The following is a 24,097-nucleotide window of genomic DNA, read 5'->3' on the forward strand; positions in this document are numbered from 1 at the left end:
GGGCATCATCGGCGACATCGGGATCACCGTCTCGCCGGCCGATCCGCAGCGCGTCTACGCGATCGTCGAATCCGACTCGGGCGGCGTGTTCCGCTCCGACGACGGCGGCGCCACCTGGACGCGCACGAACCAGGAGCGGAAGCTGCGGCAGCGCGCCTGGTATTACTCGCGCATCTTCGCCGACCCGAAGGACACCAACACCGTGTACGTGGTCAACGTGTCGTTCTTCAGGTCCACCGACGGCGGCAAGACGTTCAACCCGATCTCCGTGCCGCACGGCGACAACCACGACCTGTGGATCGCGCCTAACGATCCCAAGCGGATGATCGAATCGAACGACGGCGGCGCGACCGTCACCTTCGATGGCGGAAAGGCCTGGAGCGATGAGGACTACGCGACGGCGCAATTCTATCACGTCACCACGACCACCGATTTCCCGTACAAGGTCTGCGGTGCGCAGCAGGACAACTCGACGCTCTGCGGGCCGAGCCGCTGGCCGGGCGGCATTCCCATCAGCGAGTGGCGGGAAGTGGGCGGCGGCGAGTCGGGCTACATCCAGGTACGGCCCGACAGCACGAACATCGTCTACGCAGGCAGCTACGCGTACCTGTCGCGGATGGACCTGTCTAACGGACAGCAGCGCGACATCATCCCGTGGCCCGACAATCCCATGGGCCACTCGGCTGAGGATCTGAAGTACCGGTTCCAGTGGACCTTCCCGATTCTCATCTCGCCTCACGATCCGAACACGCTGTACCTGGGGTCGCAGGTGCTGTTCCGCACGCACAACGGCGGCCAGAGCTGGGAAATCGCGAGTCCTGACCTCACCCGGCACGATCCGGCTACGTTAGGCCCGTCCGGCGGGCCAATAACGAAGGACCAGACGTCGGTCGAGTATTACGCCACGATTTTCGCCATCGCCGAGTCGCCCGTGGTGAAGGGCGTCATCTGGACGGGATCGGACGATGGGTTGATCTACGTCACGCGCGACAACGGGAAGACGTGGTCCAACGTGACGCCGAAGGATCTGCCGCCGTTCACGCGCATCTCGATCATCGATGCGTCGCATTTCGGCGCGGGTACGGCGTACGTCGCGGCCAACCGCTATCAGCTGGACGATGACGCTCCCTATCTCTACAAGACGTCGGACTACGGCAAGACGTGGACGCGCATCGATGCGGGCATCGATCGCACGCAGTTCACGCGCACGATTCGCGAGGATCCGGAGCGCCGCGGCTTGCTGTACGTCGGCACCGAGCGCGGCGTGTGGGTGAGCTTCGACGACGGGTCGCACTGGCAGTCGTTGCAACGCAATCTGCCGAAGGTGCCGGTGCACGATCTGGAGGTGACTGAGGGCGATCTCGTCGCCGCGACGCACGGGCGATCGTTCTACATTCTGGATGATTTGTCGGCGCTGCGGCAGCTGACGCCGGAAATCGCGCAGGCGCCCATGCATCTGTTCAAGCCGCGCACGGCATATCGCGTCAATTGGGGCGGCGGATTCGGCGGCGGCGGCGGACGCGAGCACCCCGTCGGCAAGAATCCGCCGAGCGGGGCCGTGGTGTACTACACGCTCTCGTCGCCTAACCAGAAGGTGACGCTCGACTTCCTCGATGCGAAGGGCGCGGTGATCCAGTCGTTCTCGAGCGAACTGGACAGCGCGGGGCTCGCCGACAGCGTGCGCGCCGACAGCATCAAGAAAGCGAACAAGGGCAAGGAGCCCGCCGCCGAGGGAGGCTTCCGGCGTCCGACGCGTCCCCGGGTGTCCAACAAGGCGGGGCTCAACATGTTCGCGTGGGATCTGCGCTATCCCGACGCGGTCGGATTCACGAACCTCATCATGTGGGCCGGCTCGACCCGCGGGCCGCTCGCCGTGCCGGGAACCTACTCGGTTCGCCTAACGGTGAACGGCCGCTCGCAGACGCAGTCGTTCGTGCTCAAGAAGGATCCGCGCGTCCATGCCACGCAGGCGGACTTCGAGGCGCAGTTCGCCCTCCTGATGAAAGTGCGCGACCGGCTCTCGGCCGCCGACAATGCGGTGCGCACGATCCGGAATCTCGAGTGGCAGATGGACCAGCACGGGTCGTCCGCGCCGTCCGGGTTCGCCGACGCGGCAGGCGCCCTCAAGACGAAGCTCGACACGATCGAGGCGGCGATCTACCAGGTGCACAACCGCGCGAGCGAGGATCCGCTCAACTTCCCGATCCGGCTGAACAACAAGATCGCAGCGTTAGGCGGCTCGATCGCCAGCGCCGACGCCAGGCCGACGGCGCAGGACTACGCCGTGTACACGCTGCTCTCGGGCCAGCTCGATCGCGAGCTCGCCGAGCTCAAGACGACGCTGGCGTCCGGGCTGCCGCCGCTCAACGCCATGCTGCGCGGCGCGGGACAGAAGGAGCTCGTGCCGTCCACGTCCGAGCCGCCGCAGAAGGAGGTAGCCGAAGTCGAGTGAGAGAGAAAGGGCGGACACCGCGCGGTGTCCGCCTTCACTCAGCGCGCAACACGCGCACCGGATCGGTGCGCGCCGACCGCAGTGCCGGCAGCAGCGCCGCCATGATGCCCACCGTCACGAGCACAACCGGCGCGACGACGAACGTCAGCGGATCCACGGCCGTCACGCCCGACAAGAGACTCGCGAGGACGCGCGTCACCGCGAGGGCGAGCACCAGACCAAGCACGCCGCCGCCGCCGACCATCACGAGTCCCTCCCGCATGAGGAGCCGGACGACTTCGTTAGGCTCCGCACCCAGCGCCATCCGAATGCCCACCTCGCGCGCGCGCCGCGCCACCGCGTAGCTCACGACGCCGTAGACGCCGATCATCGCCAGCGCCAGCGCGAGCGCGGCAAACACGCCGAACGCAATGGCGCCGAGCCGCGTCGGCAGCATGACGGCGCCGATGTGTCGCGCCATCGTCGTTCCCTGCAGCACCGGTATCGTTGGATCCACGTCGTGCAGCATGGCGATCAGCTCCGGCGTCAGCGACTCATCCCGTCCCGGAGTCGTGCGCGCGACGAGCATCGCATCCGGGTTCGGGCTCTGCGCGAACGACAGGAACATGAACGGTCGCGGCTCTTCGCCGAGCGAGCGCACCTTGGTGGTTTGCGTGACGCCGACGACTCGATACACGTTGGAATCGCGGCGGAACGTCTGCCCAATCGGATCCCTGCCCGGCCAGAACTCCTTCGCCATCACCTCGTTCACCACGGCGATGAGCGGCGATGCCGAATCGTCAGACGCTTGAATGCCGCGGCCGCGCAGAAGCCTAACGCCAGCGGCGGAGAAGAAACCCGAGTCGGCGGCCGCATAGTCGATCGTAAACCCCGGCTCGCCTTTGGGCGGCTGAAAGCCGGCGATGTTGACGAGAGCGGTCTGCGTGGTGATGATGGACAGCAGCAGGTTGTCCGTCACGCCGACGGCGTTCACGCCGGCAATCCGGCGGGCGCGCCCTTCGATGTCGTCCACCATCCGCTGCTCCTGCGGCCCCGTTTTTCGATCGCCCGGGAACCCGAACCAGACGACGCCGGCCGGCGCGCGTCCGAAGCCGGGATCGATGTGCTCGCGCGACTCGAGACTTCTCAAAAAGAGACCCGCCGTGACGAGCAGCACGAGCGACACCGCGATCTGGCCGACCACGAGCGCGCTCCGCATCGTGACGCGGCGCGGCGGACCGCCGCCGGTGTTCTCGTTCTTGATGACGTCGACGATGTTGGGCCGTGTGGCCTGGAGCGCCGGCAGCACGCCCACGAACATCGCCGCGGCCGCGGCCGCCAACACAGCGAAGCCGAGGATCCGCGCGTCCAGGTGCACGTCGACGGTGATCGGAAGCGGCAGCGGCAGGTCCGCGTGCAAGAGCGCGCCTAACGCAAGCCGCGAGAGGAAGACGCCGGCCAGACCGCCGACCGCCGCCAGCACGACAGTTTCCACGAGCAGTTGCCGGACGAGCGACCAGCGGGTCGCGCCGAGGGCCAGCCGAATCGCGATCTCCCGTTGGCGATCGCGCGCCTGCGCCAGCAGGAAGCTCGCGAGGTTCGCGCACGCCACCAATAACACCAGCGCGACCACGGCCATGAGCGCAGCGGCCGCCGGTACCACAATGTTGTCGAGAAGCGGGTTGACGACGATCTCGGTTTCCGGAATCACGAGGGTCGACGCCGAGCCCGGCCAGTAGGAAGGAAACCGCCGCTGCATTTCGGCCGTGAAGGCGCCGGCCATCGCTCGCAGCCGCGCTATCGATACGCCGGGTGCGAGTCGAGCCTTCAGGAAGAGGTTGTGGCTGTCGCGGTCCGTTAGCTCATCGACGGAGGTCGACTCGAGCTGGTTGACCATCCGGAGCGGCAGGAACAGCGCCGGCACGACACCGGGAAAGGTGCCCTCGTATCCGGCGGGGGCGACGCCGATGATGGTGTAGCTCCGTCCCGCGAGCCGGATCTGTCGCCCAACGACGTGGGGATCGGCGCCGAAGGCGCGATGCCAGTAGTCACTCGACAGCACGGCCACCGGACTCGCACCGTTGGCGACATCGTCTTCGGGCCCGATCAGGCGCCCGGCTTGCGGCCGCAGCTCGAGCAGCGGGAAATAGTCGCCATTCACGAGCTCGCTGAACAAGGTCTCCTCGTGGTCGCCGAGGTCGCGCGGCACGGCGGTGTATTCGGCGGCCGACAGCTGCGAGAAGAGGCCGTGCGCCGCATCGCGCAGGTCGACGTAGTCGGGATACGAGAACGGCGCGTACGAGAACGACGGCTGATGATCGTAGATCTCGGCGATCCGCTCGCGGTGGGGCACCGGCGGCCGGCGGAGCAGCACGGCGTCGACGAGCGTGAAGATGGCCGTGTTCGCCCCGATGCCTAACGCGAGCGAGAGGACGGCGACGACCGTGAAGCCCGCGCGATGCCGCGACCGCCGGAGCGCGACGCGGATGTCCTGCGTTAGGCGATACCAGATGGTGGCCAACGACGCGCCGCGCTCGGCGGGGCGCTCCGGACGCGCCGTTCGGCGGCTGCGCACGACGTCGCGCAGCATGGGTTCCGTCAGCCGCTCGAGCAGCCGGCCGCCTGCCTCGTCGCCGCCGACGCGCGGCGCCAGCTCGGCGTATTCCTGCTCGAGATGCTGCGCCAACTCTTCGATGAGCTCGGCCTCGTCGCTCGCGCGGAGGCCGAGGGGCGCGATGCGCTCGCGCAGGACGGCGCGCCACTCAGGCATGGTGCGCCGCGATGTTGGCGACGGCCGCGACAAACTCGCGCCAGCTCTGGCGCTGCGCATCGAGCACCCGCGCGCCGGCCGGCGTGATCTTGTAGAATCGGCGGCGGCGTTCGCCGGCCTTTTCCACCCACCGGCCGCGGATCCAGCCGCGCGCCTCCATCCGGTAGAGCAGGGGATAGAGCGACGCGACGTGGAAGGTCAGCACGCCGCGCGATCGAGAGGCGATGAGCTTGCTCAGGTCGTATCCGTGCCGCGGCTCGTGTTCGAGCAGCGACAGCACGAGAAACTCGGCGCTTCCCTTTTTGAGCTCGGGCGTGAGCATAGTGGAGTCCAATATGTGGCAGTACCACATATGCCATCGGTCGGGCCGCCTGTCAAGAGACGCCCGGCTCGGACCGCGGGACGCGCAGCGCGATGCGCCGCCGGGATCGAGGACCCCGGCGGCCGCATCGCTGGCCGCGGAGATCGCCCGCGCGCTAGCGCTGCTCCAGGCGCTGCAGCCAGTCGAGCACGGCGGTTTCGAGCGCGATCCGCTTGTCCGAATACGAGTGATCGGTGGGCTCGTGCACCGTGGTGATGGCGGCGTTGCCGCGCGCGCGAAGCCGCGCGACGAGCGAATCGGACTCGGCCGCCAATCCGTCATCCGCCGTGATCACCAGCATCGGCATCTGCGTTAGGCCGGGAGCGGCCTCGGCGAACGTCCAGTGCGAGGCCGCGGCCCCGGCCGCGAGATCGTCGGCCATGCTGCGCGCCGTGACGCCGGCGAGCGATTCCATGTTGTCCGCCATGAGGCTGATCAGCTCCTTGCGCGACGACGAGGCGGCGGCCCGTCCCATGTCGGCGGCCGAGATGAGGGCGAGGCCGCGCAATTCCGGGTGGTGCGCCGCCGTCAACACGGCCACCCAGCCGCCCATGCTGTGGCCGGCGATGACGACCTGGCGCGGATCGATGCCTAACCGCCGCGCGTTGCCCGAGTCGGCCAGGAACGCGACCACCGCGTTCGCGTCTGCCAGGTTGTTGCCGAAACGGAACGAGCCCGGGCTGCCCCATGAGCCGCGATAGTTGAACGTGATCGCGTTCCATCCGGCGCGACGCACCGCCTGGGCGAGGTCCAGATTCTTCTCGTTGCCCGGCAGGCCGTGCAGCAGCACGAAGGTCGGATGCGCTCCCGCGCCCGATGCGAGATACGCGACGCCGTTGATGCGCACGCTGCCCGACGGAATGTGCAACACCTCCATTCGAGCCGGATGCGCCGAATCGCGCGGCGGGTCCGCGGCGATCGCCTGTGGCGTTTGCGCGGTCGCGGCCGACGCCGCGAATGTCAGAAATGCGAAAGCAACGAGTGGTCGCATGGCGTGCTCGAGGAGAGAGTGCAGGTTCTGCGGTACGTGGCCGGCTACAATACGAGCGCTCGGGACACAGGTCCAGGGCTCGCGGCTCCCGGCGGCGCGCACGTTCGCCGCTATCGGTCACCCGGGCCGGGTGTAAATTGGTGGTCCTGCGTTAGAGCGGGCGCGATGAAAACCCGTGCCGAACACGGCGCTACGGTGGAGGACGTCGTTGCCGAGTTCGTGCGGTTAGGACCGCGTTCGGCACGGATCACGGCCTCGTCCATCACCATCACCGATCGGATCCATACATGGGCACACTCCTTCACGATGCGCGCTACGCGATCCGAACGCTCCTTCGCGCACCCGGATTCGCGATCATCGCCGTTCTCACACTGGCACTCGGCATTGGCGCCAACACCGCCCTGTTCTCCGTCGTCAACGGCGTGCTGCTCGATCCGTTGCCGTATCCGGCGCCCGACCGCCTGGTGGCCGTGTACGGGAGCACGCCCGGATTTGCGCACGGGCCGATCTCGTACCCGAACTTCCGCGACTGGCAGCGTGACACGCGCACCCTTTCGTCGCTCGCGCTCTACCACAACGAGGATTACAACTTCACCGGCGCCGGCGAAGCCGAGCGCGTCTCCGGCTACATGATTTCCGCGAACTTCTTCCATACGTTAGGCGTGAGGCCAATGTTAGGCAGAGGCTTTCGCGTGGAAGAGGATGTGGTCGGCGCCGCGCCCGTTGTCGTGTTGGGCGGCGGATTCTGGAAGCGCCGCTTCGGCGGGTCGCCCGCGATCATCGGCACTTCCATCGATCTCAACGGCACCGCCTACACCGTGGTCGGGGTGATGGCGCCCGACTTCACGTTCTACGGCCACGACCGCGACGTGTACACGCCGATCGGTCAGTGGAACGATCCGACGTTCCTCGACCGACAGGCGGTGTTCAGCTCCGGCATGGTCGGCCGCCTCGCGCCCGGCGTCACGCTCGGCCAGGCGAACGCAGACATGCAAGGCGTCGCCCGGCACCTCGCGGCCGAATATCCGGAGGCGAACAAAGGCGTCGGCGCGTCGATCGTATCGCTGCAGCAGGACCAGGTGGGCAGCGTCCAGCCGGTGCTCTTCGTGCTGCTGGGCGCGGTCGGATTCCTGCTGCTGATCGCCTGCGCCAACGTCGCCAACCTGCTCCTCGCGCGCTCGTCCGCCCGGGCGCGCGAGTTCGCGATCCGCGTGTCGTTAGGCGCGAGCCACCGCCACGTGGTCCGGCAGCTGCTCGGCGAAAGCTTGTTGCTCGCGGGCGCAGGCGGCGCGCTCGGACTGCTCTTCGCTACCTGGAGCATGCGCGCAGTGCTCGGAGCGCTGCCGGCCGCGCTTCCGCACTCGCATGACATCTCGCTCGACCCGCGCGTTCTCGGATTCACGTTCGTCATCTCGATCCTTGCCGGCGTCCTGTTCGGCCTCGCGCCCGCGGTCAAGGCATCGCGGATCAACTTGCAGGACGTGCTCAAGGAAGGCGGACGCGGGTCGAGCGGCACGCGCCACCGGCTGCAACGCACGTTCGTCGCCGCGCAAGTGTCGATGGCGCTCGTGCTCCTCGTCGGCGCGGGCCTCATGATGCGGAGCCTCGCCGCACTCTGGCGCGTCGATCCGGGATTCAACGCCAGTCACTCGGTCACGTTCAGCCTCTCCCTGCCGGCCTCGTACTCCACGGAGCCTGCCGACACGCGAGCGCGACTGCGCGCGTTCGATGCCAAGATGCTCACGCTCCCCGGCGTCGACGCCGTCTCGGCAACGCTCGGCTCGCGTCCGATGGTGCACAATTCGACGGAATCGTTCTGGATCGAGGGCCGCCCGAAGCCCGCCAACCTGAACGAGATGCCGCAAGCGTTGTTCTATCTGGCCGAAGATGGGTTTCAGCGTGCGATGGGCGTGCGGCTCGAGCGCGGGCGGTTCATCACGCCGCAAGACGACGAACATGCGCCGACGGTGATCGTCGTCGACAGCGTGTTCGCGCACACCTATTTTCCGAACGAAGATCCGATCGGCAAACGCGTCCACTTGGCGACGTTCGGCGTGGAAGCGGAAATCGTCGGCGTCGTGGACCATGTCAGGCAGTGGGGCCTCGATGCCGACGCCGCGTCCGCCATCGAAGCGCAGTTCTATTTCCCGTTCATGCAGCTGCCCGACAAGATCATGCGGCTCGCGGCGACGGGCGTCGCGGTGGTGCTGCGCACGACCGGCGACCCCGCGACCGTGATGGGCCCCGTGCGCCAGGCGGTGGCGCAGCTCGATCCGCGGGACGTCATTTATAACGTATCGACGATGCGCGACGTGCTCGCGAACTCGCTCGCCGCGCGCCGCTTCCTCATGATGCTGCTCGGCGTGTTTGCTGCGTTAGCACTCGTGCTCGCGTGCGTCGGCATCTACGGCGTGATCTCGTATCTCGTCAACCAGCGCACGAACGAAATCGGCGTGCGCATGGCGCTCGGCGCCCAACGCTCGGATGTGTTGCGCCTCGTGGTCGGCGATGGCGCGCGCATGGCGTTCGCCGGAGCCGTGGTAGGCGCGGTGGTCGCGCTCGCGCTCACCCGCCTCATGGCGCACCAGCTCTTCGGCGTCACGGCACACGATCCGCTCACGTTCACCGCCGTCGCCGCGTTGCTGATGGGTGTCGCGATCGCCGCGTGCTACGTTCCGGCGCGCCGTGCCACACGCGTCGACCCGATCGTAGCGCTCCGTTCGGAATGACGATGAACATGAAAGGTTCGTCGGGAATTTCCGGGAAACGTGACCGCGAAAAAAAATCGAACAAACGATAGATGGATCGTGAGGCAGGGCGGACGGGCGGAGTGCTACGCTCATGAAGACGCGGACAAAGCAGGGCACAAGGGACAAAGCACCGAGAAAAGAATCAACGCCTTGGTGTTGCTCGTGTCGTGTCAGCTGTGTCCGTGCTGTGCCCGCGTCTTCATGAGCGTAGATGCCAGCAACTCGTGCTGTCCCATGCGCACCAGGGCGATTCCCAATAGGCACTCAGGGGGAGCGCGTCGAACGACGACGCGCACCCCCTGAGTCTCGGCTGTCCGGGGTTTGGAAGGTGAGCGCACCGGGCCAAGGAGTTGCCCGCCTAACCGTGCACCCACACCACCGGCACCGATCACTTCTTCCTAACTCGGACACGCATTGGGTTGATCCCAGTTCCGCGCCGGCTGCTGCGCCGGCGGCGGCACGTTCTTGTTCGCGTTTCGCTCCGCAGACTCCGGGTACAACAACCGGCCGGGCACACCGCTTGGCTGCGCCGGCGTGATGGCCGGCAGGCACGTCCGCTTGTAGTCGTTCCAGGGTTCGATCTCCTGGAATAGCGCGATGTATTTCTCCGTGATGATGTCGTTCAACGTCACTCCAGACTTGGACGGCATCCCCTGCGATGCGCGCTCGGCGTTGAATGCGGCATCCGCGATGCTCTGCTGACCCGTCTGCAGCGCTGCTTCCGCCATGATCAACTCGTTCTCGGCGTACGTCACCATCGGTTGACGGAATGCCGGATCGAGACGCGTCGCGCTCAACGTCGAGAACGTGCCGGATCCGCCTCCCGGCGGCGCTCCCAGGAACGTCCCTCCATTCGAAGAGAAGTACATGGCAAGCCGCGGATCGTTGGTGCTCTTGAGCAGATTCACCAGAAACGCGCCGGCCGAGATGTACCCCGACCGGTCGATGACCATGAATTGGTACCAGAGATTCCATTCGTTCGGGTCGCTGCTCTGCCACGAGACGAAATCGTGCGTCGGCGCCGACAGCCCCGAGTCCGCCTGTGCCAGTGCGAGCGCGTACGCGCTGGGGTCTTGGGTCGCAGTATGCAGGTAGAAGCGCGCTTTCAACGTGTGAGCGAGCTCCGCCCAGTACTGCAGCGTGTCGCCGAACCACAGATCCACGGTCGGCGACGGGCCCGTGCAGGTCGGTGACGTGCAGCGGAGATACGCCAGTGCCGTGTCCAGCTTCGACTGCACTTCGGCAAACACCATCTGCTGCGGGTCTAACGCAGGCTGCAGCACCGAGCTCACGGCCTGCGAGTATGGAATGTCGCCCCAGATGTCTGCTGCCGTGCCCATCGTGAACGCTTCCCAGATCATGCCGATGCCGGCGTACGCGGTGTCGCCTGCCTGAAGCGCATCCTTCTCCAATGCGCGCTCATCGATCAGACCACCTGCGTCGTAGACCTCGGTCCAGTCGGGCGAGAATTGATCCTCCGGATATTGGTAGAGACTGATTGGAATGAACTGGCGGTCCGTGCCCGCCATCTGCTGCATCCAGGTGCTGAATACGCGCGCCAGGTCGCCGGTCTGAAACACGGTCTGTCCCGCGCCGACTGCGGTGAGCAATTGATCGCGTCCCGCCGTCGACGGCGCGTTCGGATTCTGCGTGAGCTGCGACCCACTGAGCCAGTCGTTGCATGCTGCGCACATGGCGACGCAGGCCGCTACGCTCACCGCGAGTGTCAGATGTCTCTGCATTGTCGCTCTCTCGTCTCGGGTCAGCGGTTCAAGCCCAGCGAGATCACGAACGACCGTGTCTGCGGGTTGTTGAAGTAGTCAACGCCCTGAATGAGCACCGCGGCGCCGGCGAGGTTGGCCTCGGGGTCGATGCCGCGATACTTGGTCCAGGTGTACAGATTCCGTCCCGCCAACCGGAGATCGATGCTGCTGAAACCGAACTGCCGCACCCACGGTTGGTCTAACGAGTAGGCCACCGCGATCTCGCGCAGCTTGGTGTAGCCGCCCGGCTCGACGAACTGCGCCGACACCGGTCCGAAGCCGCCGCCGTTTCCCTGGAACCACGACTGGTCGATCACCACCGGCATTCCGGCGCCCGGGCCCGCGGTCGGACCGGGCATGAAGCTCTTGCCGAACACCAGGCTCTGGCCGCGCACGTCGGTATCGATGTGCGTGCCGAAATTGTCGAGAGCGCCGCGCGTGCCGTCCCAGATCTGGCCACCGTGCTTGACATCAAGCAGGCCGGACACCGTGACGTGATCGTACGTGATCGCCGTGCGCAGGCTGCCTAACCAATCCGGATTGCCATCGGCGATGACGCGCGTCGTCGGATCGGGCACCGGGAATCCATCGGCCCCGATGTACAGCGATCCCTTGGGCGCGCTGCCGCACCCGGCGTCGATGTCGATGCCGTTGATGTTGAGACCGCGCCCGCAGCGCGCGAAATCGTTGCCGCGAATCACGCCGACGCTGGAGCCGAGCCACGCCGTCGGCACGGTGCCGGCAAATCCGCCGCCGCCGCCGGCCGAGAGATCCACGAACTGCTGCCCGTTCAGGCTCAGCACGCGGTTCTCGTTCTTCGACCACTGCAGCCCGATCTCCCACGTGAGGTTGCTGCTCATGATCGGACGGTAGTTGAACGACGTCTCGATGCCGCGGTTGCGAATGGTGCCCGCGTTCTGCGCTTGCACCACGAACCCGGTGGACGCCGCGAGCGGCGCCTGGAAGATCGCGCCGACCGTCTTGTCCTGATACACCGTCGCCGACGCGTCCGCGTGGTTGTTGAACAAGCCGAGGTCGAAGCCGGTCTCGAATTCTTTCGTGCGCTCGGGCGCGAGATCGGGCTGCTCTTTCTGCGCGCTCTGCGAGAGGCCGCCGTTGCCGTTCTGATTCTCGAGCAGCGCGCTGCCCCAGCCGGCATCGGCGAAGAACACACCCGACGCATAGAACTGCGTGGTCGAATACACCGCCGGCTCGGTGCCCGTCTCGCCGTAGGCGAAGCGGAACTTTCCGTAATCCAGAATGCCGCTGTTGCCGCTGGACTGCTGGACGAAGTTGTACGCCAGGCTGGCCTTCGGGAACCAGTGCCGGCGCGAGCTGACGCCGAACTCGGAGAACCCGTCGTTGCGCGCCGCCGCACTGATGAAAACGCGGTCGGCCAGATTGATGTCCGCCTGGCCGAAGTACGATTCGCTGTGGATCACCGACTGCGAATCGTTAGGCGTCCAGTTGGCGGTGTTCAGCAGGTCGAACGGCTGCGGCGCCACGAGCGTGATGCCGGTGACGGCGATCTGCCGGAAGTCGCGCGCGTTGATGTTCTGCCCAAGGGTCAGCGACCCCGACACACTGGGGCTGAACGTGTGCGACGCCGTGCCGGTCAGGTTCTGGTCGAGCTGAAACGACTTGAAGTCGGCGCGGATCACCTGGCCCGTGGGCTGACCGGAGCTCGACTGCGGGAATCCCTCGAGTCGCTCGTCGCCGTAGTAATCGGCGCCGAACGTCTCCTTGAAGTTGAGCCAGTCGAGTGCGTCCCAGGTCGCGTTGAGGTTTCCGTACGTGCGATTCAGCTGGCTCTGCGCGAGATCCTGGTTGATGATGTAGAACGGGTTGTCGTATCCGCGCGTGTCCAGCGCCGAGTTGACCGACGGGAACGGGAACCGGTACGAGCGCTGGAGCCCGGTCGTGGGCGACAGGAACTGCTGGTTGTTGAACTCAGGCGGCGTCCGGAGTGCGCCTAACAGGAGCCCGTCGACGTTCGAGCCCTGCTGCAGGAAGTGACCCTGCGTGTTGACGTACGAGATGTCCATGCCGACGTTGAGATTGTCGAACATCCGGTGCGACGCGTTGAGCCGAACGGTGGTCTTGTCGTAGAAGTCGTTAGGCCCCTTGATGTCGCCGTTGTCGTTGTCGCGGCCCGCGGACAGATAGTAGAGCGTCTGGTCGTTGCCGCCGGAGAGCGAGAGCGTGCTGTTCCACTCGTGACCGGTGTGGAACAGCTCGTCGAAGTGATCGTACACCGGGGTGCCGGGCGCGAGGACGGGCCCGAAGCTCGAGCTGGTCGACGGGCCGCAATCCAACAGCGAATCCATGGGCAGTCCGTCGGGATTCGACGCGTCGCAGGACGGGAACACGCCGTCGTTGCCGTGGCCGTACGTCGTCTGCAACGGGATCTTGTGATTGACGTTGTCGAACGAATAGCTCGAGTTGAGCGAGTATCGCGTCTGGCCTGACTGCCCTTTCTTGGTCGTGATGAGCACCACGCCCTGTCCCGCGCGCGCGCCGTAGATCGCGGCGGCGGCGGCGCCCTTGAGGATCTCGATCGACGCGATGTCGGCGGGGTTGATGTCGGACGCGCGATTCGGCGCCGTCGTCCCGGCGAGCGGATTCATTTCGGTCGAGTACGTCGAGTTGTCGATCGGCACGCCGTCCACGACGAACAGCGGCTGGCCGGTGCCCGTGATCGTCTTGGGTCCGCGAATGCGGATGTACGACGACGAGCCCGGGTCGCCCGACGACGAGTTGACCTCGACGTTCGGCGCTTTGCCCGCGAGCGCGGACACGACGTTCGATTCGTTGGACCGCGAGATGAGCGACGTGTCGACGGTGTTGATGACGTTGCCCAACTTTTCGCGCGTCGTCGACGTCCCCTCGCCGGTCACCACCACTTCGCCTAACCGGAGCGGATTGGCTTCGAGTACGAAGTTCTCCGCGTGCGCGCCGGGCGTGATCGCCATGGCCACCGCCTTCTCCTGATACCCGATGAGACGGACGGTGAGGCTGTCGGTTTTGCCGCTGACGCGCGCGGCCGGGATCACCAGGCGATACGTGCCGTCCGTGCCGGTGACGACACCCAGTCTGAGATCCTTGAGGAACACGCTCGCGTACGGCAACGGTGCGCCTGCCGCGGTGGCGACCGTTCCGGTGATCACGGCTTCTTGCTGGCCGGGTTGTTGTGCCCCCGCCACCGCGGCAATCGCGAGGGTGGCAAAGGCGGCGAGCACTGACGAGCAACATCGCATACGTGCCTCCACGGTACAGGACGGCATGCGCATCGCACGCTGGTCGCTGCCCGCGCGCGACGCCGGGAGGCGTAGTATCCCGTGCTCGACGCAACGGGAACAACGAATTCGGGACGAACCCGGAGGGGTGAGGGACAGGAGCGGCGCCGCGAGGGACGCCGGTCGCTAGGCAGGCTGCTGCTGGGCCGGCAGGCCTTCGGCTCAGTGAGCAGCCGACAACGGCCCTCGTCCCGTTAGGCTACCGACCAGCCTCGGCCGGCCTCAGTCGCCCAACACGTCCGCGAAGTATGCGGACACGTCCAGCTCGAACGCGGGATGGTTGGGATCCGGCGCCCACAGGACGTGGTCCGTCATCACGTCCGGACGATCGTCGCCGGCGCGCCAGCGCTCGATCAGCCGCGCATCCGGATCAACGATCCAGTACTCAGGGATGCTCGCGCGCTGATAGCGCCTTCGCTTGAGCTGCCGATCGTATCGCGCGGTGGACGGGGAGATGACTTCTACGACCAGCAGCATCGCAACGATGTCATCCCAGTCGCGAAGCCGAGCGCCCGTGGCAGTTTGGTACACGAACAGATCGGGCTGGAGCACTTCGTCTTCGCCGAGCGAGAGATCGGCCGGCGAAAACAACACTCTGCCGATACGAGTCTCTCGGAGCCATGGCTCCAGTCGCGTCACGAGGCCCATGATGGCCTCTTGATGAAGTCCGCGAGGCGCCGGCGTCACAACCAGCGCACCCTCGATGAGCTCGTACCGGTTTCCGTCGTCAGGCAACGCGCGTACGCGGTCCGCGGTCCAGTGCTCGGCGGTATGTGGCATACCCATAAGGCTCTGCTCGGCGTACGGGGATGGCAAGTGCGCATGGCGCACGATCGTTCCGCCCGGATCGGCGAGCGACATCAGATTTTTTCGGGTGCGGTCGTCCTGTTGCGGAACGAGCATCTCGTTGCCTGCCCACCGTGAGGAACACCAATCGCGGGTCGCCCACCCGCGCGCCGGCGCCTAACGCCGCGGCCGACCTCGCCGCTCCGTGAGAGCCTTCGGATCACCTACGGCAGAAGCCTCAGCGATGGAACGTGAAGCGGCCTGACCAACGAAAAATGGCGGCGGTCCACCGTCAACACCTTCACGATGTCGAGTCGCTCGGCGGCCGCAACCACACACGCATCGACGAGGCCGAGCGGCGTGTCGAGATAGATGCTCATGAGATCAGCCGCCCGCTCGACATCTTCGGACGTGAGTCCCTCGAGCGTGAATTCGCCATCTGCAATCGCTCGCGTGAACGCAAGCTCGGCGTCTGCACCGATACGCCGGCCCAGGAGATAGGACACTTCGGGCAGCACAACGACCGGAACGAGAACATCTTCTCGTGACCGCTCCCACCAGGTGCGAACGCGGCTGTGCCACGCGTCGTCGCGATCGATGAGCGCGTACAAGACGCCGGAGTCGGCGAGGACTGTCAGCGATCGGGCTCCGGCCAGAGCAGTTCGTCGACCCGCTCGGATGTGTCGCTGCGCCCGCTCGCAAAGCTTCCGGCGACACTCGGTAGCCGCGACTGCGATTTGCCTGGCGTCGCGATATACAAAGCCAGGGCTTCGCGCACGACCGACGCGAAACTTTTTCCTTCGCGCCGCGCAAACTCGTGGGCTCGCCGGAGCAACGTGGCGTCGAGGAAAATGCTGGTGCGCTTCATGACATATATACTACGTTAGATATATGCCATCGGCAACGGTCGTAGCCCTCAGCCCATGAGCTCTCTCAGCCGGCCTGCGTATGCCTGGCCGACCACGAGCCGCGTCCCGTCGGTGAGCAGGGCGATGTATTCACCGTGAAACCAAGGCTGGATTTCGCGCACCCGATCGAAGTTCACGATCGTCGAGCGGTGGATTCGCAGGAAGGAGTCGCTCGGCAGGCGGGCTTCCATGCGCTTCATGCTTTCGCGGAGCACGAACACGCCGCCGCGGGCGTGCAGCCGCACGTAGTTCGCCGCTGCTTCCACCCAGTCCACGTCGCCCACGCGGACGAACTGAACCCGGCCTTCGTGCCTGACGGCGAGCCGTTCGCGGCTGGCGCGCGCCGCTCGCAGCTCGGCCACGAGTGCCAAGAGGCGCGCATCGGGCGCGGCCGCGTCGCCTAACGCCAAGCGCTCGCGGGCGCGGGCGAGGGCGGTGCGGAAGCGTTCTCGCCCAACGGGTTTGAGCAGGTAGTCGACGGCGTGCACGTCGAAGGCGTGCAGCGCGTACTCGTCGAAGCCGCTCACGAAGACGATCGCCGGCAGCCGCGCCACGTCGAGCGCTTCGATCACGTGGAAACCGTCGAGGCCAGGCATCTGCACGTCGAGGAACACGAGGTCGGGCGCATCGCGCTCGATGGCGGCGATCGCGTCGGCGCCGTTCGCACATTCGGCGAGCAATTCGACGCCGTCTTCGCTCTCGAGCAGCCGGCGCAATCGGGCGCGCGCCGGCGGCTCGTCGTCGACGATCATGATTCGGATGCGGCGTCCGGGACCCACGGCTCAGGAGACGCGGCGGCGCACGTCGGGACGGAACGGCAGCACGAGGACGGCCTCCACACCTCCGTTAGGCGGAGGCCGGTTGATCAGTTCGAGCCGGTACGCGGTGCCGTACGTCTGGCGCAAGCGCTCGCGCGTCGTGCGGAGCCCGATGCCGTCGCGGCGGCGGCCGCCCTCGCGCAGCGCCGGCAGGCCAGGGCCGTTGTCGATCACGCGGAGCCGGACGCCGCTCGGGCATCGCTCGGCGCGAACCTCGACGTGCACCGTGCCCGTGAGACGCGACGCGCCGTAGCGCACCGCGTTTTCGACCAACGGCTGCAGCACGAGATTCGGGACGAGCGTGTCCACCACGCCGGCGTCGAGCTCGATGTTCGTCGTCAGCCGGTCGCCCAGGCGGAGCCGCATGATCGCCAGATAGCGGCGCAGGAAGTCCACTTCCTCGCGCAGCGGAATTTCCTGCGCGCCGCCGGCCGCGAGGGCCGAGCGAAGCAGTTCGCCTAACGCAGACAGCATCTCGTCGGCCGCATCGACGTCGTCGTGCATCAATCCCGACACGGCGTTGAGCGCGTTGAAGAGAAAATGCGGACGGATCCTGAGGCCGAGCAGCTCGAGCTCGGCGCGATCGAGCTGCGCCTGCAGCGCCGTCGCGCGCTGGTCGCGCTCGCGGAAGCGGTCGCGATACCGGATCGCATGGAGCGCCGCGACGAGCGCGGCGCAGGCGAGCAGGTCCGATGCGGCCATGATGCCGGCGTGTCCGGCGAACGATGCGATCGCGCCGGAGGCGGCCCCGGCGAGGAATTCGGGAACCACTTGCTCGACGGCGACGATCACCAGAGTATGGAGCGCCGAGATCCCGAACACCGCCGCGAACTGCGTCGCAACCGATTCGTCGAGCGCGCGACGCAGCACCGGGAGCAGCAAGAGCCACACGTACCAGCGGGCCAGCTCCCACACGAGAATGGGAAGAAGCGACGAGGGCGTGCGGTGCGGCGCTGCCAAGTATCGCCCGAGCGCGAACAGCAGCGCCAGAACGGTTGCGACGCCGACCACTGCCCCGGCCATCCCGGCGCGCCGCGCGGTTACCCCGCGTCCCTCCAGCTGACGCCACCAGGCAACTGTGCGAATCGAGTCCGTGAGCGGCAAAGACATGGAACCACGATGACGAAGCGTTCCCCCAGCAAAATTGCACTACACGTAACGAGCCCGGACACCGGCGCATCGAAAGATTTTTTTGGTCGAGACCGCCGGATCGGTTCGGGGAACTGACGCGCACCGCGGCCTCGTCCTTCGCACAGTGGCGTACAGCGGACCGTTGTCGCCGCGTTTGGACGCGGTATCATTGATCGGTTCGGAAACGAGCGCGACCGCTCGTTGTCGTTGGGCTTTCACCCGGAGAGATGGCAGCGCATGACGGCTCAGGAAGAACGCGACCTCGGTTTCGGCAGCGTCGTCGCACGCGAGAGCCGGAAACGACTGCTCAATCGCGACGGGACGTTCAATGTCGAGCGTCGCGGGCTTGGATATTTTCAATCGCTGAGCCTGTATCACACGGCGCTCTCGATCTCGTGGCCGCGGTTTCTCGCCGCGGTCGTGAGCACGTACCTCGTGATCAACATCGCGTTCGCGTGCGCGTTCCTGTTGTGCGGACACGGCGCGCTCAACACACCGCCCACCGGAATGCCCGAGGGCAGGTTTCTCCAGGCGTTTTTCTTTTCGGTGGAGACGTTCGGCACCATTGGCTACGGCAACGTCTATCCTGTGGGGGTGCTGCCGGGCCTGGTGATGGTGGTGGAAGCGTTGACGGGGCTCCTGGTGCTGGCGATGTCGACGGGGCTCATCTTCGCGCGCTTCTCGCGTCCGACGGCGCGGATCCGGTTCAGCACCAACGCCGTGGTGGCGCCCTACCGCGGCATCACGGCGCTCATGCTTCGCATCGTCAACGAGCGCCGCAACCAGATCGTGGAAGTCGAGGCACAGGTGTTGTTCTCGCGGCGCTCCGCCGACGATGGAACGGCGCGCGTGTTCGACGAGCTCGGCTTGGAGCGGCGCCACGTCGTGTTCTTCCCGCTCGCGTGGACCATCGTGCACCCGATCGACGAGACGAGTCCGCTCTATGGCCTAACGCCGGCCGACCTGCGCGAGATGGACGCCGAGTGCCTCGTGCTGCTCAAAGGGATCGACGAGACGTTTTCGCAGACGGTGCACGCGCGTTCTTCGTACCGCGACGACGAGATCATCTGGAACGCGCAGTTCACGTCGATGTTCAACCCGCCCACGCCGGACGGAGTGGTGAGCATCGACATGGACCGGCTCGATGCCTTCGAGCGCGTGCGCACGGGACCCGCGCCGGTCGACACGGCCGCGGACTAACGGAACGTCACCCGATGGGTGGCGCGTCGGACAGGTGCTCCTGCACGATCACCCAGCGCGAACCGCGCCGCTCGAACACGGCGGTCCACGCGCCCCCGACCACGTGCGGCATGCCCCGCGGCGTGAGGTGCGGGATCCGGTACGTGGCGGTGAGCACCGCTGCGTTGGGCGCGAGCACATCCACGGCCATCGTGTCCCACACCCACCGCGGCTGGCGCATGTTCTGTCCGGTGCTTTCCCAGAACGTGCGGATGTTCTGCTCGAGCGCCGCGCGTGTGGTGGTGATGCGCCCGCCCGTCGCCGAGATCACGCGGCCGGTGTCCGCGTAGAGACTCATGAGCCGATCGACGAAGTTGGGTGCGGACAGGTCGCACGCGGCTCGCATGCGGGCGCGGAGCGTGTCGGCAATGGCGGCGCGCTGTTGGGCCGTGAGGGTCGCGTCGCCCGAGGCGGGCGAGCAAGCGAGCTGGGCAGCCAGGCCCAGCGCAGCGCTGAAGGCGATGCACCGCCGAATGGTGGTCATGGTTCCGCGGCGTGGTTATAGTGATTGTACGAGGCGAAGGACAGCGCACGTCTCCGTGAGTGGACGCTCGACCCAGGCCGTTGCGGCTCGCGCGGTTCGCGTGATGGCGCGCTTGGTGCATGCGGCACGTCGCCCTGGACATTCTCAATGTGCGCGGCGCCATCGAAGATCGCGAGCGCGTCGGCGTGTTGGGCGCGCATGGCGAAAGTGATGCCAGGCATCGAGCCACCGAGGCGGTCGCACGTTGTTGTCCGGAGATGAGGAGGAGAGGTATGGGCGCGATGAAATCGCTGGCGCTGCTGCCGATGGCCGGATTGATCATGGTGGCGTGCGGTCGACCGACCGCGACGTCGTCCACGGCAATGAACGCGCAATTGCGGAAGGATCTCGATCGTGCGGCGGCACCGACGTCGGATCTCGCGTTGTCGCGCTACCGGCCGACGCAACCGGCGTCGAACGTGGAGCTCGGGTTGGGCAACGGGAACCAGGGGAAGGAGGCGCCGCGGAAGGCGCACGTCCCGCGCGCCCGCCATACGCTGACGCCGACCGTGGAAGCGGTGAGCGCGATCACGCCGCGTCGCGCGCCGATGCCCACCGTGGTGGCGGAGTCGCCCGATCCCGGTCCGATGGCGGGCCCGCGGCCGATGCCCAACTCGCTGGGTTCGATCTTCCGCGGCGGCATCATCGCGGACGACGATCACTGCCAGATCCATCAGCAGGGCGGGATGGCCCGCGTGGCGCCGGAGCGGCCATCGTTAGGCGGGCAGGGGTTGCACCCGCGCGGCATCTGGTAAGGCGCGCGGCAGTGGCGACGACGAACCGGGGCCGGCCTTCGCAGCCGGCCCCGTTCGTTTTTCTGCCCGGCCGATCGGCCCGGGACGCCTACTGCGGCAATGCGAACGTGAACAGCGTTTGGTCCGCCGCGACCGAGATGTACTGGCGCCCGTCGAGCGCGTACGTGATCGCCGGCGCGCGCGGCGCGCCGCCTAACCGGACGGTCCACAACAGCGCGCCCGTCCGCGCATCCGCCGCGTGGAAGAGACCGTTCGACTCGCCGTAGAACACGATGCCGCCGGCCGTCGCCAGCGACGCCGTGCCCTGCATCGTCTCCGCAGTCACCGTCTGCCAGCGCACTTTGCCGGTGACGGCATCGATCGCGGTGAACGTGCCGTGCGTTGGGCCGGCCGGAACGTGGTACCCGCCTTGCCACTTCGTCCCCACCTGGAACGGCGCCGGCTTGAGCGTGAACTTGATCGGCTGCACCTGGCCGGCCACGTACAACAATCCGCTGAGCGGCGAATACGACAGCGGCGTCCAACTGCTGCCGCCGCCCATGCCGGGCATGATCAACGTTCCGGCGAGCGTCGGCGCAGCGAACGTATTCTCGTGCGGCACGAACTCGTCGGTGCGACGGATGCGTGCGCCGGTGCGGCGGTCGAGCACGTAAATCCATCCGACCTTTCCCGCTTCGGCTACCGCGGGCACGCGCTGGCCGTCCACCGTCACGTCCAACAACAGCGTCGGACTCGTCGCGTCGTAGTCCCACTCGTCGTGCGGCACTTCCTGATAGTACCAGCGCAGCTTGCCCGTATGAACGTCGAGCGCCACGATCGACGTGGTATAGAGATTGTCCCCCGGTCGCACGCTGCCATCCATGTTAGGCGACGGATTCCCGACGCCGAAATAAATCAGGCCGAGCGCGGGGTCGTACGACGGGGTGTTCCAGACGCCGCCGCCGCCGATCTGCCACGCCGTCGCGTACCGCGCGCTGTCCTGGTGCTCGCGCGCCATGTCGCGCGGCAGCCGATCGCCATCCGGCGTGGTGCGCGACCAGTGTCCCCACCAGCCGCCATCCTGCGGCGATGGAATCGTGTAGAACCGCCAGACCCGCGCGCCCGTCTCCGCGTTGTACGCATCGACGTGTCCGCGTATGCCGAACTCGCTCCCCGCGATGCCGACGATGATCAGGTTGTCAGCCGCGAGCGGCGCGCTGGTCATGCTGTAGCTCGAGTCGGGGTCCGCGGTCTGTGCATCCCACACGACCCGGCCGCTCCGGCTGTCGAGCGCGAGCAGATGGTCGTCGAACGTCGACACGTACACGAGATCGTGATAGAGCGCGACGCCGCGATTCTTCGGGCCGCAGCAGCTGGCGACGCCCGGCGTTTTCGCATCGAAGCGCCAGAGCTCTCGGCCCGTGCGCGCGTCCACCGCCATCACGACGCCGAGTGGCGCCGTGTAGTACAACACGCCGTTGGACTCGAGGGGCGTGCTCTCCTGGCCGGCGATCGGTGTGTTGACCTGGTGTGCCCACGCGAGCGAGAGCGAGTGCACGTTGGCGGTCGAGACCTGCGACAGCGGCGAATAGCGCGAGTTGGAGTAGTCGCGTCCGTTGGTCAGCCATGCGCCGGCATCGCTGCCGGCGTGGAGCAGCATGGCGTCGGTCACCGCCGCGGGCGGAGCACCGGCGGCCGGCGGTGCTCCGGACCCGGCCGCCGCGACCGGCGGTGCCGCGTTAGGCGTAACGAAGGTGCCGCGGCCGCCGTCGATCGCCACGCGTGGGGCGGAGCACAACATGTCGCGCGACGCCGCGCCGGCCAACACCGGCCCGTACGACTCGGCCGGTGAGCGCGTCGGCCCGGTGAGCGGCGGCAGCCGCGGCGCCGTATCCGGCAGGATGTCGTACAACACGATCGATCGGCCGATACGCGTGGCGGGCGTGTGCTCGCGCAGCCACGTGAAGCACGACAGGTAGTCTCCCTGCAGGTAGGTCTGGCTCACAGCCACCCATCCCGAGGCCGGCGCCTGCCCGCCTAACCGAACCGTGTCGGCGAGGTTCACCGAGCCGATCGGCGCCGAACCAAAATAGAAGAGCGTCACCGCGTGCACCTGCCGCGCGTGCAGCGTATCGGCCAGCCGGTCGAGATCCTGTCCCCAGTCCAGGTTGCTGTCGACGAGAATGCGCTCGGGGTGCCGTCCCGCCAGCGCGTTGAAGTCGGCAAGAAATTCCGGGTAGGCGATGACGGCCTGGGCCGTCTCCCATACAATGAGTGCGGCCAACACGCCGCGCACGATCGGCCGCGCCGGGACGCGCTCCCAGAGCGAGACGACCGCGCCGGCCGCCGGAATCGACAGCAGCGGATAGATCGTGAGGAGGTGGCGGACGCCGATGTCGATGTGCGAGATCATCGCCACGATCATCACGGCGGCCGCGCCGCAGAGCGGCGCCAGCATGCGCCAATCGATGCGCCGCGCCGATCCGAGCACCCACCAGATGCCTAACGAACCGAGCGACAACAACGCCAGCGGCGTTTTCACCGCCAGCGCGATCCACCAGTACCACCACCATCCGTGCGTGCCTACCCGGCCCAGCAGGTACGACGTGTGGCCTTCGCGGTTGTGTTGGGCGAGCGCGCGAAGCCCGGTGACGAGCTCCGGTGCCGGCAGCAGCAGCCGGCCGCCCAACGCACGCCGGGTGTGAAACCGGTAGACCGCCCACACCAGAAGCCCAACGAGCACCGCCGCGCCCCCGACCATCGGAGCCAATCGCTTGACATCGGGCCATGCGACGCGGCGCGGCGCTCCACCGTCGCGCGGCGCCGGGATCGCCCACCACGCGCACACGATGAGCGCCGCCGCTACCGCGAAGAAGGGAAGGCTCGAGAATTTGGTCGCGATGGTCGCGGCGCCGGCGACAGCGAATACGACGGTCCGGCGTGCGTCCGGCCGGCCGAGCCATCGCGTGAACGCCCACAACGCCGCCACGAGCGTTCCCGTGAGCGGGAGATCGTTAGTCGCGAAGCCCGCGTGCGCGAGCAGCTGCGGCGTCGTCGACACGAGCAGCGTCGCGACCACCGCCGCCGCATCGCCGAACAGCGACCGCGTCCATCCCCAGGTCACGGCCAGCAGCAGGACGAAGAACGGCAGCACGCCGAGTCGCGCCAGGAGCAGCGTGCGCGCGTAGGGGCCGCTGCCTAACAGAATCGTGTTGCCCTCGGTCCACATCGTCGGTTGGCCGTGCGCGGTCGCGCCGGCGAGGCGTGGACCGAGCGCGATCAAGACGCGCGCGAGCGGCGGGTGCTGTGGGTCGTAATCGTACGTGCCGCGCGCGAGCCACTGCATGCCGGCCGCGAGGTGCGCGGGCTCATCCCACGTCTGGCCGAAATGCGCGGCCGCCGTCACCACGACTAACGACGCGACGAGCGCGATGACCAGCGCCACGGCGCCCGCTCGGCGCGGCCGCAAACTGCGCGGCGGCGTTGCGCCGATCTGCGGGGCCGGCTCGGTGGTCAGCGTCGACACGAAGAAGTACGAGAAAGGATCACGCGCGGCACCTGAGAGGACGACCCGCATGCCACGCGTGTAATGCCGC

At 67.1% G+C, this 24,097-nt stretch carries 16 protein-coding genes; 4 read left to right on the top strand and 12 right to left on the bottom strand.

Annotated features, from left to right (window positions below; genetic code table 11):
- On the top strand, positions 1-2,452 hold a 2,452-nt coding region (locus tag VFW04_03170; protein HEX5178308.1), incomplete at its 5' end, for a glycosyl hydrolase.
- Between the two features lie 34 nt (positions 2,453-2,486).
- Here VFW04_03170 and VFW04_03175 read toward each other — a convergent pair.
- The 3 genes from VFW04_03175 to VFW04_03185 all read right to left on the bottom strand — a co-directional run bounded on the left by VFW04_03175 (position 2,487) and on the right by VFW04_03185 (position 6,553).
- Positions 2,487-5,201, bottom strand: coding sequence for an ABC transporter permease (locus VFW04_03175; GenBank protein HEX5178309.1), 2,715 nt, complete (start codon positions 5,199-5,201; stop codon positions 2,487-2,489).
- Positions 5,194-5,523, bottom strand: a complete 330-nt coding sequence (locus VFW04_03180) for a PadR family transcriptional regulator (protein ID HEX5178310.1) — start codon at positions 5,521-5,523, stop codon at positions 5,194-5,196. Before VFW04_03180 ends, VFW04_03175 begins: the two co-directional genes overlap by 8 nt.
- A 154-nt stretch (positions 5,524-5,677) precedes the next feature.
- A complete protein-coding gene (locus VFW04_03185; GenBank protein HEX5178311.1) occupies positions 5,678-6,553 on the bottom strand; it encodes an alpha/beta fold hydrolase in 876 nt (291 codons plus the stop codon).
- A 287-nt stretch (positions 6,554-6,840) separates the two neighbouring features.
- Here VFW04_03185 and VFW04_03190 point away from each other — a divergent pair, with 287 nt between their 5' ends.
- Positions 6,841-9,282, top strand: a complete 2,442-nt coding sequence (locus VFW04_03190) for an ABC transporter permease (GenBank protein ID HEX5178312.1) — start codon at positions 6,841-6,843, stop codon at positions 9,280-9,282.
- Positions 9,283-9,701: 419 nt separating this feature from the next.
- On the opposite strand, the gene VFW04_03195 is transcribed toward VFW04_03190, so the two are convergent.
- The 7 genes from VFW04_03195 to VFW04_03225 form a co-directional block, all read right to left on the bottom strand.
- Positions 9,702-11,045: a SusD/RagB family nutrient-binding outer membrane lipoprotein gene (locus tag VFW04_03195; protein HEX5178313.1), complete on the bottom strand. Its 1,344-nt coding sequence runs from the start codon at positions 11,043-11,045 to the stop codon at positions 9,702-9,704.
- Positions 11,046-11,065: 20 nt separating this feature from the next.
- Entirely contained in the window at positions 11,066-14,323 is a 3,258-nt protein-coding gene (locus tag VFW04_03200; protein ID HEX5178314.1) for a SusC/RagA family TonB-linked outer membrane protein, read from the bottom strand.
- Between the two features lie 261 nt (positions 14,324-14,584).
- Positions 14,585-15,223: a Uma2 family endonuclease gene (locus VFW04_03205; GenBank protein ID HEX5178315.1), complete on the bottom strand. Its 639-nt coding sequence runs from the start codon at positions 15,221-15,223 to the stop codon at positions 14,585-14,587.
- Positions 15,224-15,372: 149 nt separating this feature from the next.
- Positions 15,373-15,885, bottom strand: coding sequence for a PIN domain-containing protein (locus tag VFW04_03210; GenBank protein ID HEX5178316.1), 513 nt, complete (start codon positions 15,883-15,885; stop codon positions 15,373-15,375).
- On the bottom strand, positions 15,783-16,016 hold the full coding sequence (locus VFW04_03215; GenBank protein HEX5178317.1) for a hypothetical protein: 234 nt from the start codon (positions 16,014-16,016) through the stop codon (positions 15,783-15,785). Before VFW04_03215 ends, VFW04_03210 begins: the two co-directional genes overlap by 103 nt.
- A gap of 48 nt (positions 16,017-16,064) precedes the next feature.
- The gene (locus VFW04_03220; GenBank protein HEX5178318.1) at positions 16,065-16,808 is read right to left on the bottom strand and encodes a LytTR family DNA-binding domain-containing protein; all 744 of its coding nucleotides are present in this window, start codon (positions 16,806-16,808) and stop codon (positions 16,065-16,067) included.
- Positions 16,809-16,838: 30 nt separating this feature from the next.
- Positions 16,839-17,984, bottom strand: coding sequence for a histidine kinase (locus VFW04_03225; GenBank protein HEX5178319.1), 1,146 nt, complete (start codon positions 17,982-17,984; stop codon positions 16,839-16,841).
- 258 nt (positions 17,985-18,242) lie between these two features.
- Between VFW04_03225 and VFW04_03230 the strand changes: the two genes are divergently transcribed.
- On the top strand, positions 18,243-19,205 hold the full coding sequence (locus tag VFW04_03230) for an ion channel (protein HEX5178320.1): 963 nt from the start codon (positions 18,243-18,245) through the stop codon (positions 19,203-19,205).
- Positions 19,206-19,212: 7 nt separating this feature from the next.
- Here the strand turns inward: VFW04_03230 and VFW04_03235 are convergent, their stop codons facing one another.
- Positions 19,213-19,728, bottom strand: a complete 516-nt coding sequence (locus VFW04_03235; protein HEX5178321.1) for a nuclear transport factor 2 family protein — start codon at positions 19,726-19,728, stop codon at positions 19,213-19,215.
- A 272-nt stretch (positions 19,729-20,000) separates the two neighbouring features.
- On the opposite strand from VFW04_03235, the gene VFW04_03240 reads away from it, so the two are divergent.
- Positions 20,001-20,522 carry a hypothetical protein gene (locus VFW04_03240; protein ID HEX5178322.1) on the top strand — a complete coding sequence of 174 codons (522 nt, stop codon included), beginning with the start codon at positions 20,001-20,003 and terminating at the stop codon, positions 20,520-20,522.
- Between the two features lie 88 nt (positions 20,523-20,610).
- Here VFW04_03240 and VFW04_03245 read toward each other — a convergent pair whose 3' ends face one another.
- A complete protein-coding gene (locus VFW04_03245; GenBank protein HEX5178323.1) occupies positions 20,611-24,078 on the bottom strand; it encodes a PQQ-binding-like beta-propeller repeat protein in 3,468 nt (1,155 codons plus the stop codon).
- Between the last annotated feature and the right edge of the window lie 19 nt (positions 24,079-24,097).

Source organism: Gemmatimonadaceae bacterium, from assembly GCA_036273715.1.
In the GTDB taxonomy this organism is placed as follows: domain Bacteria; phylum Gemmatimonadota; class Gemmatimonadetes; order Gemmatimonadales; family Gemmatimonadaceae; genus JADGGM01.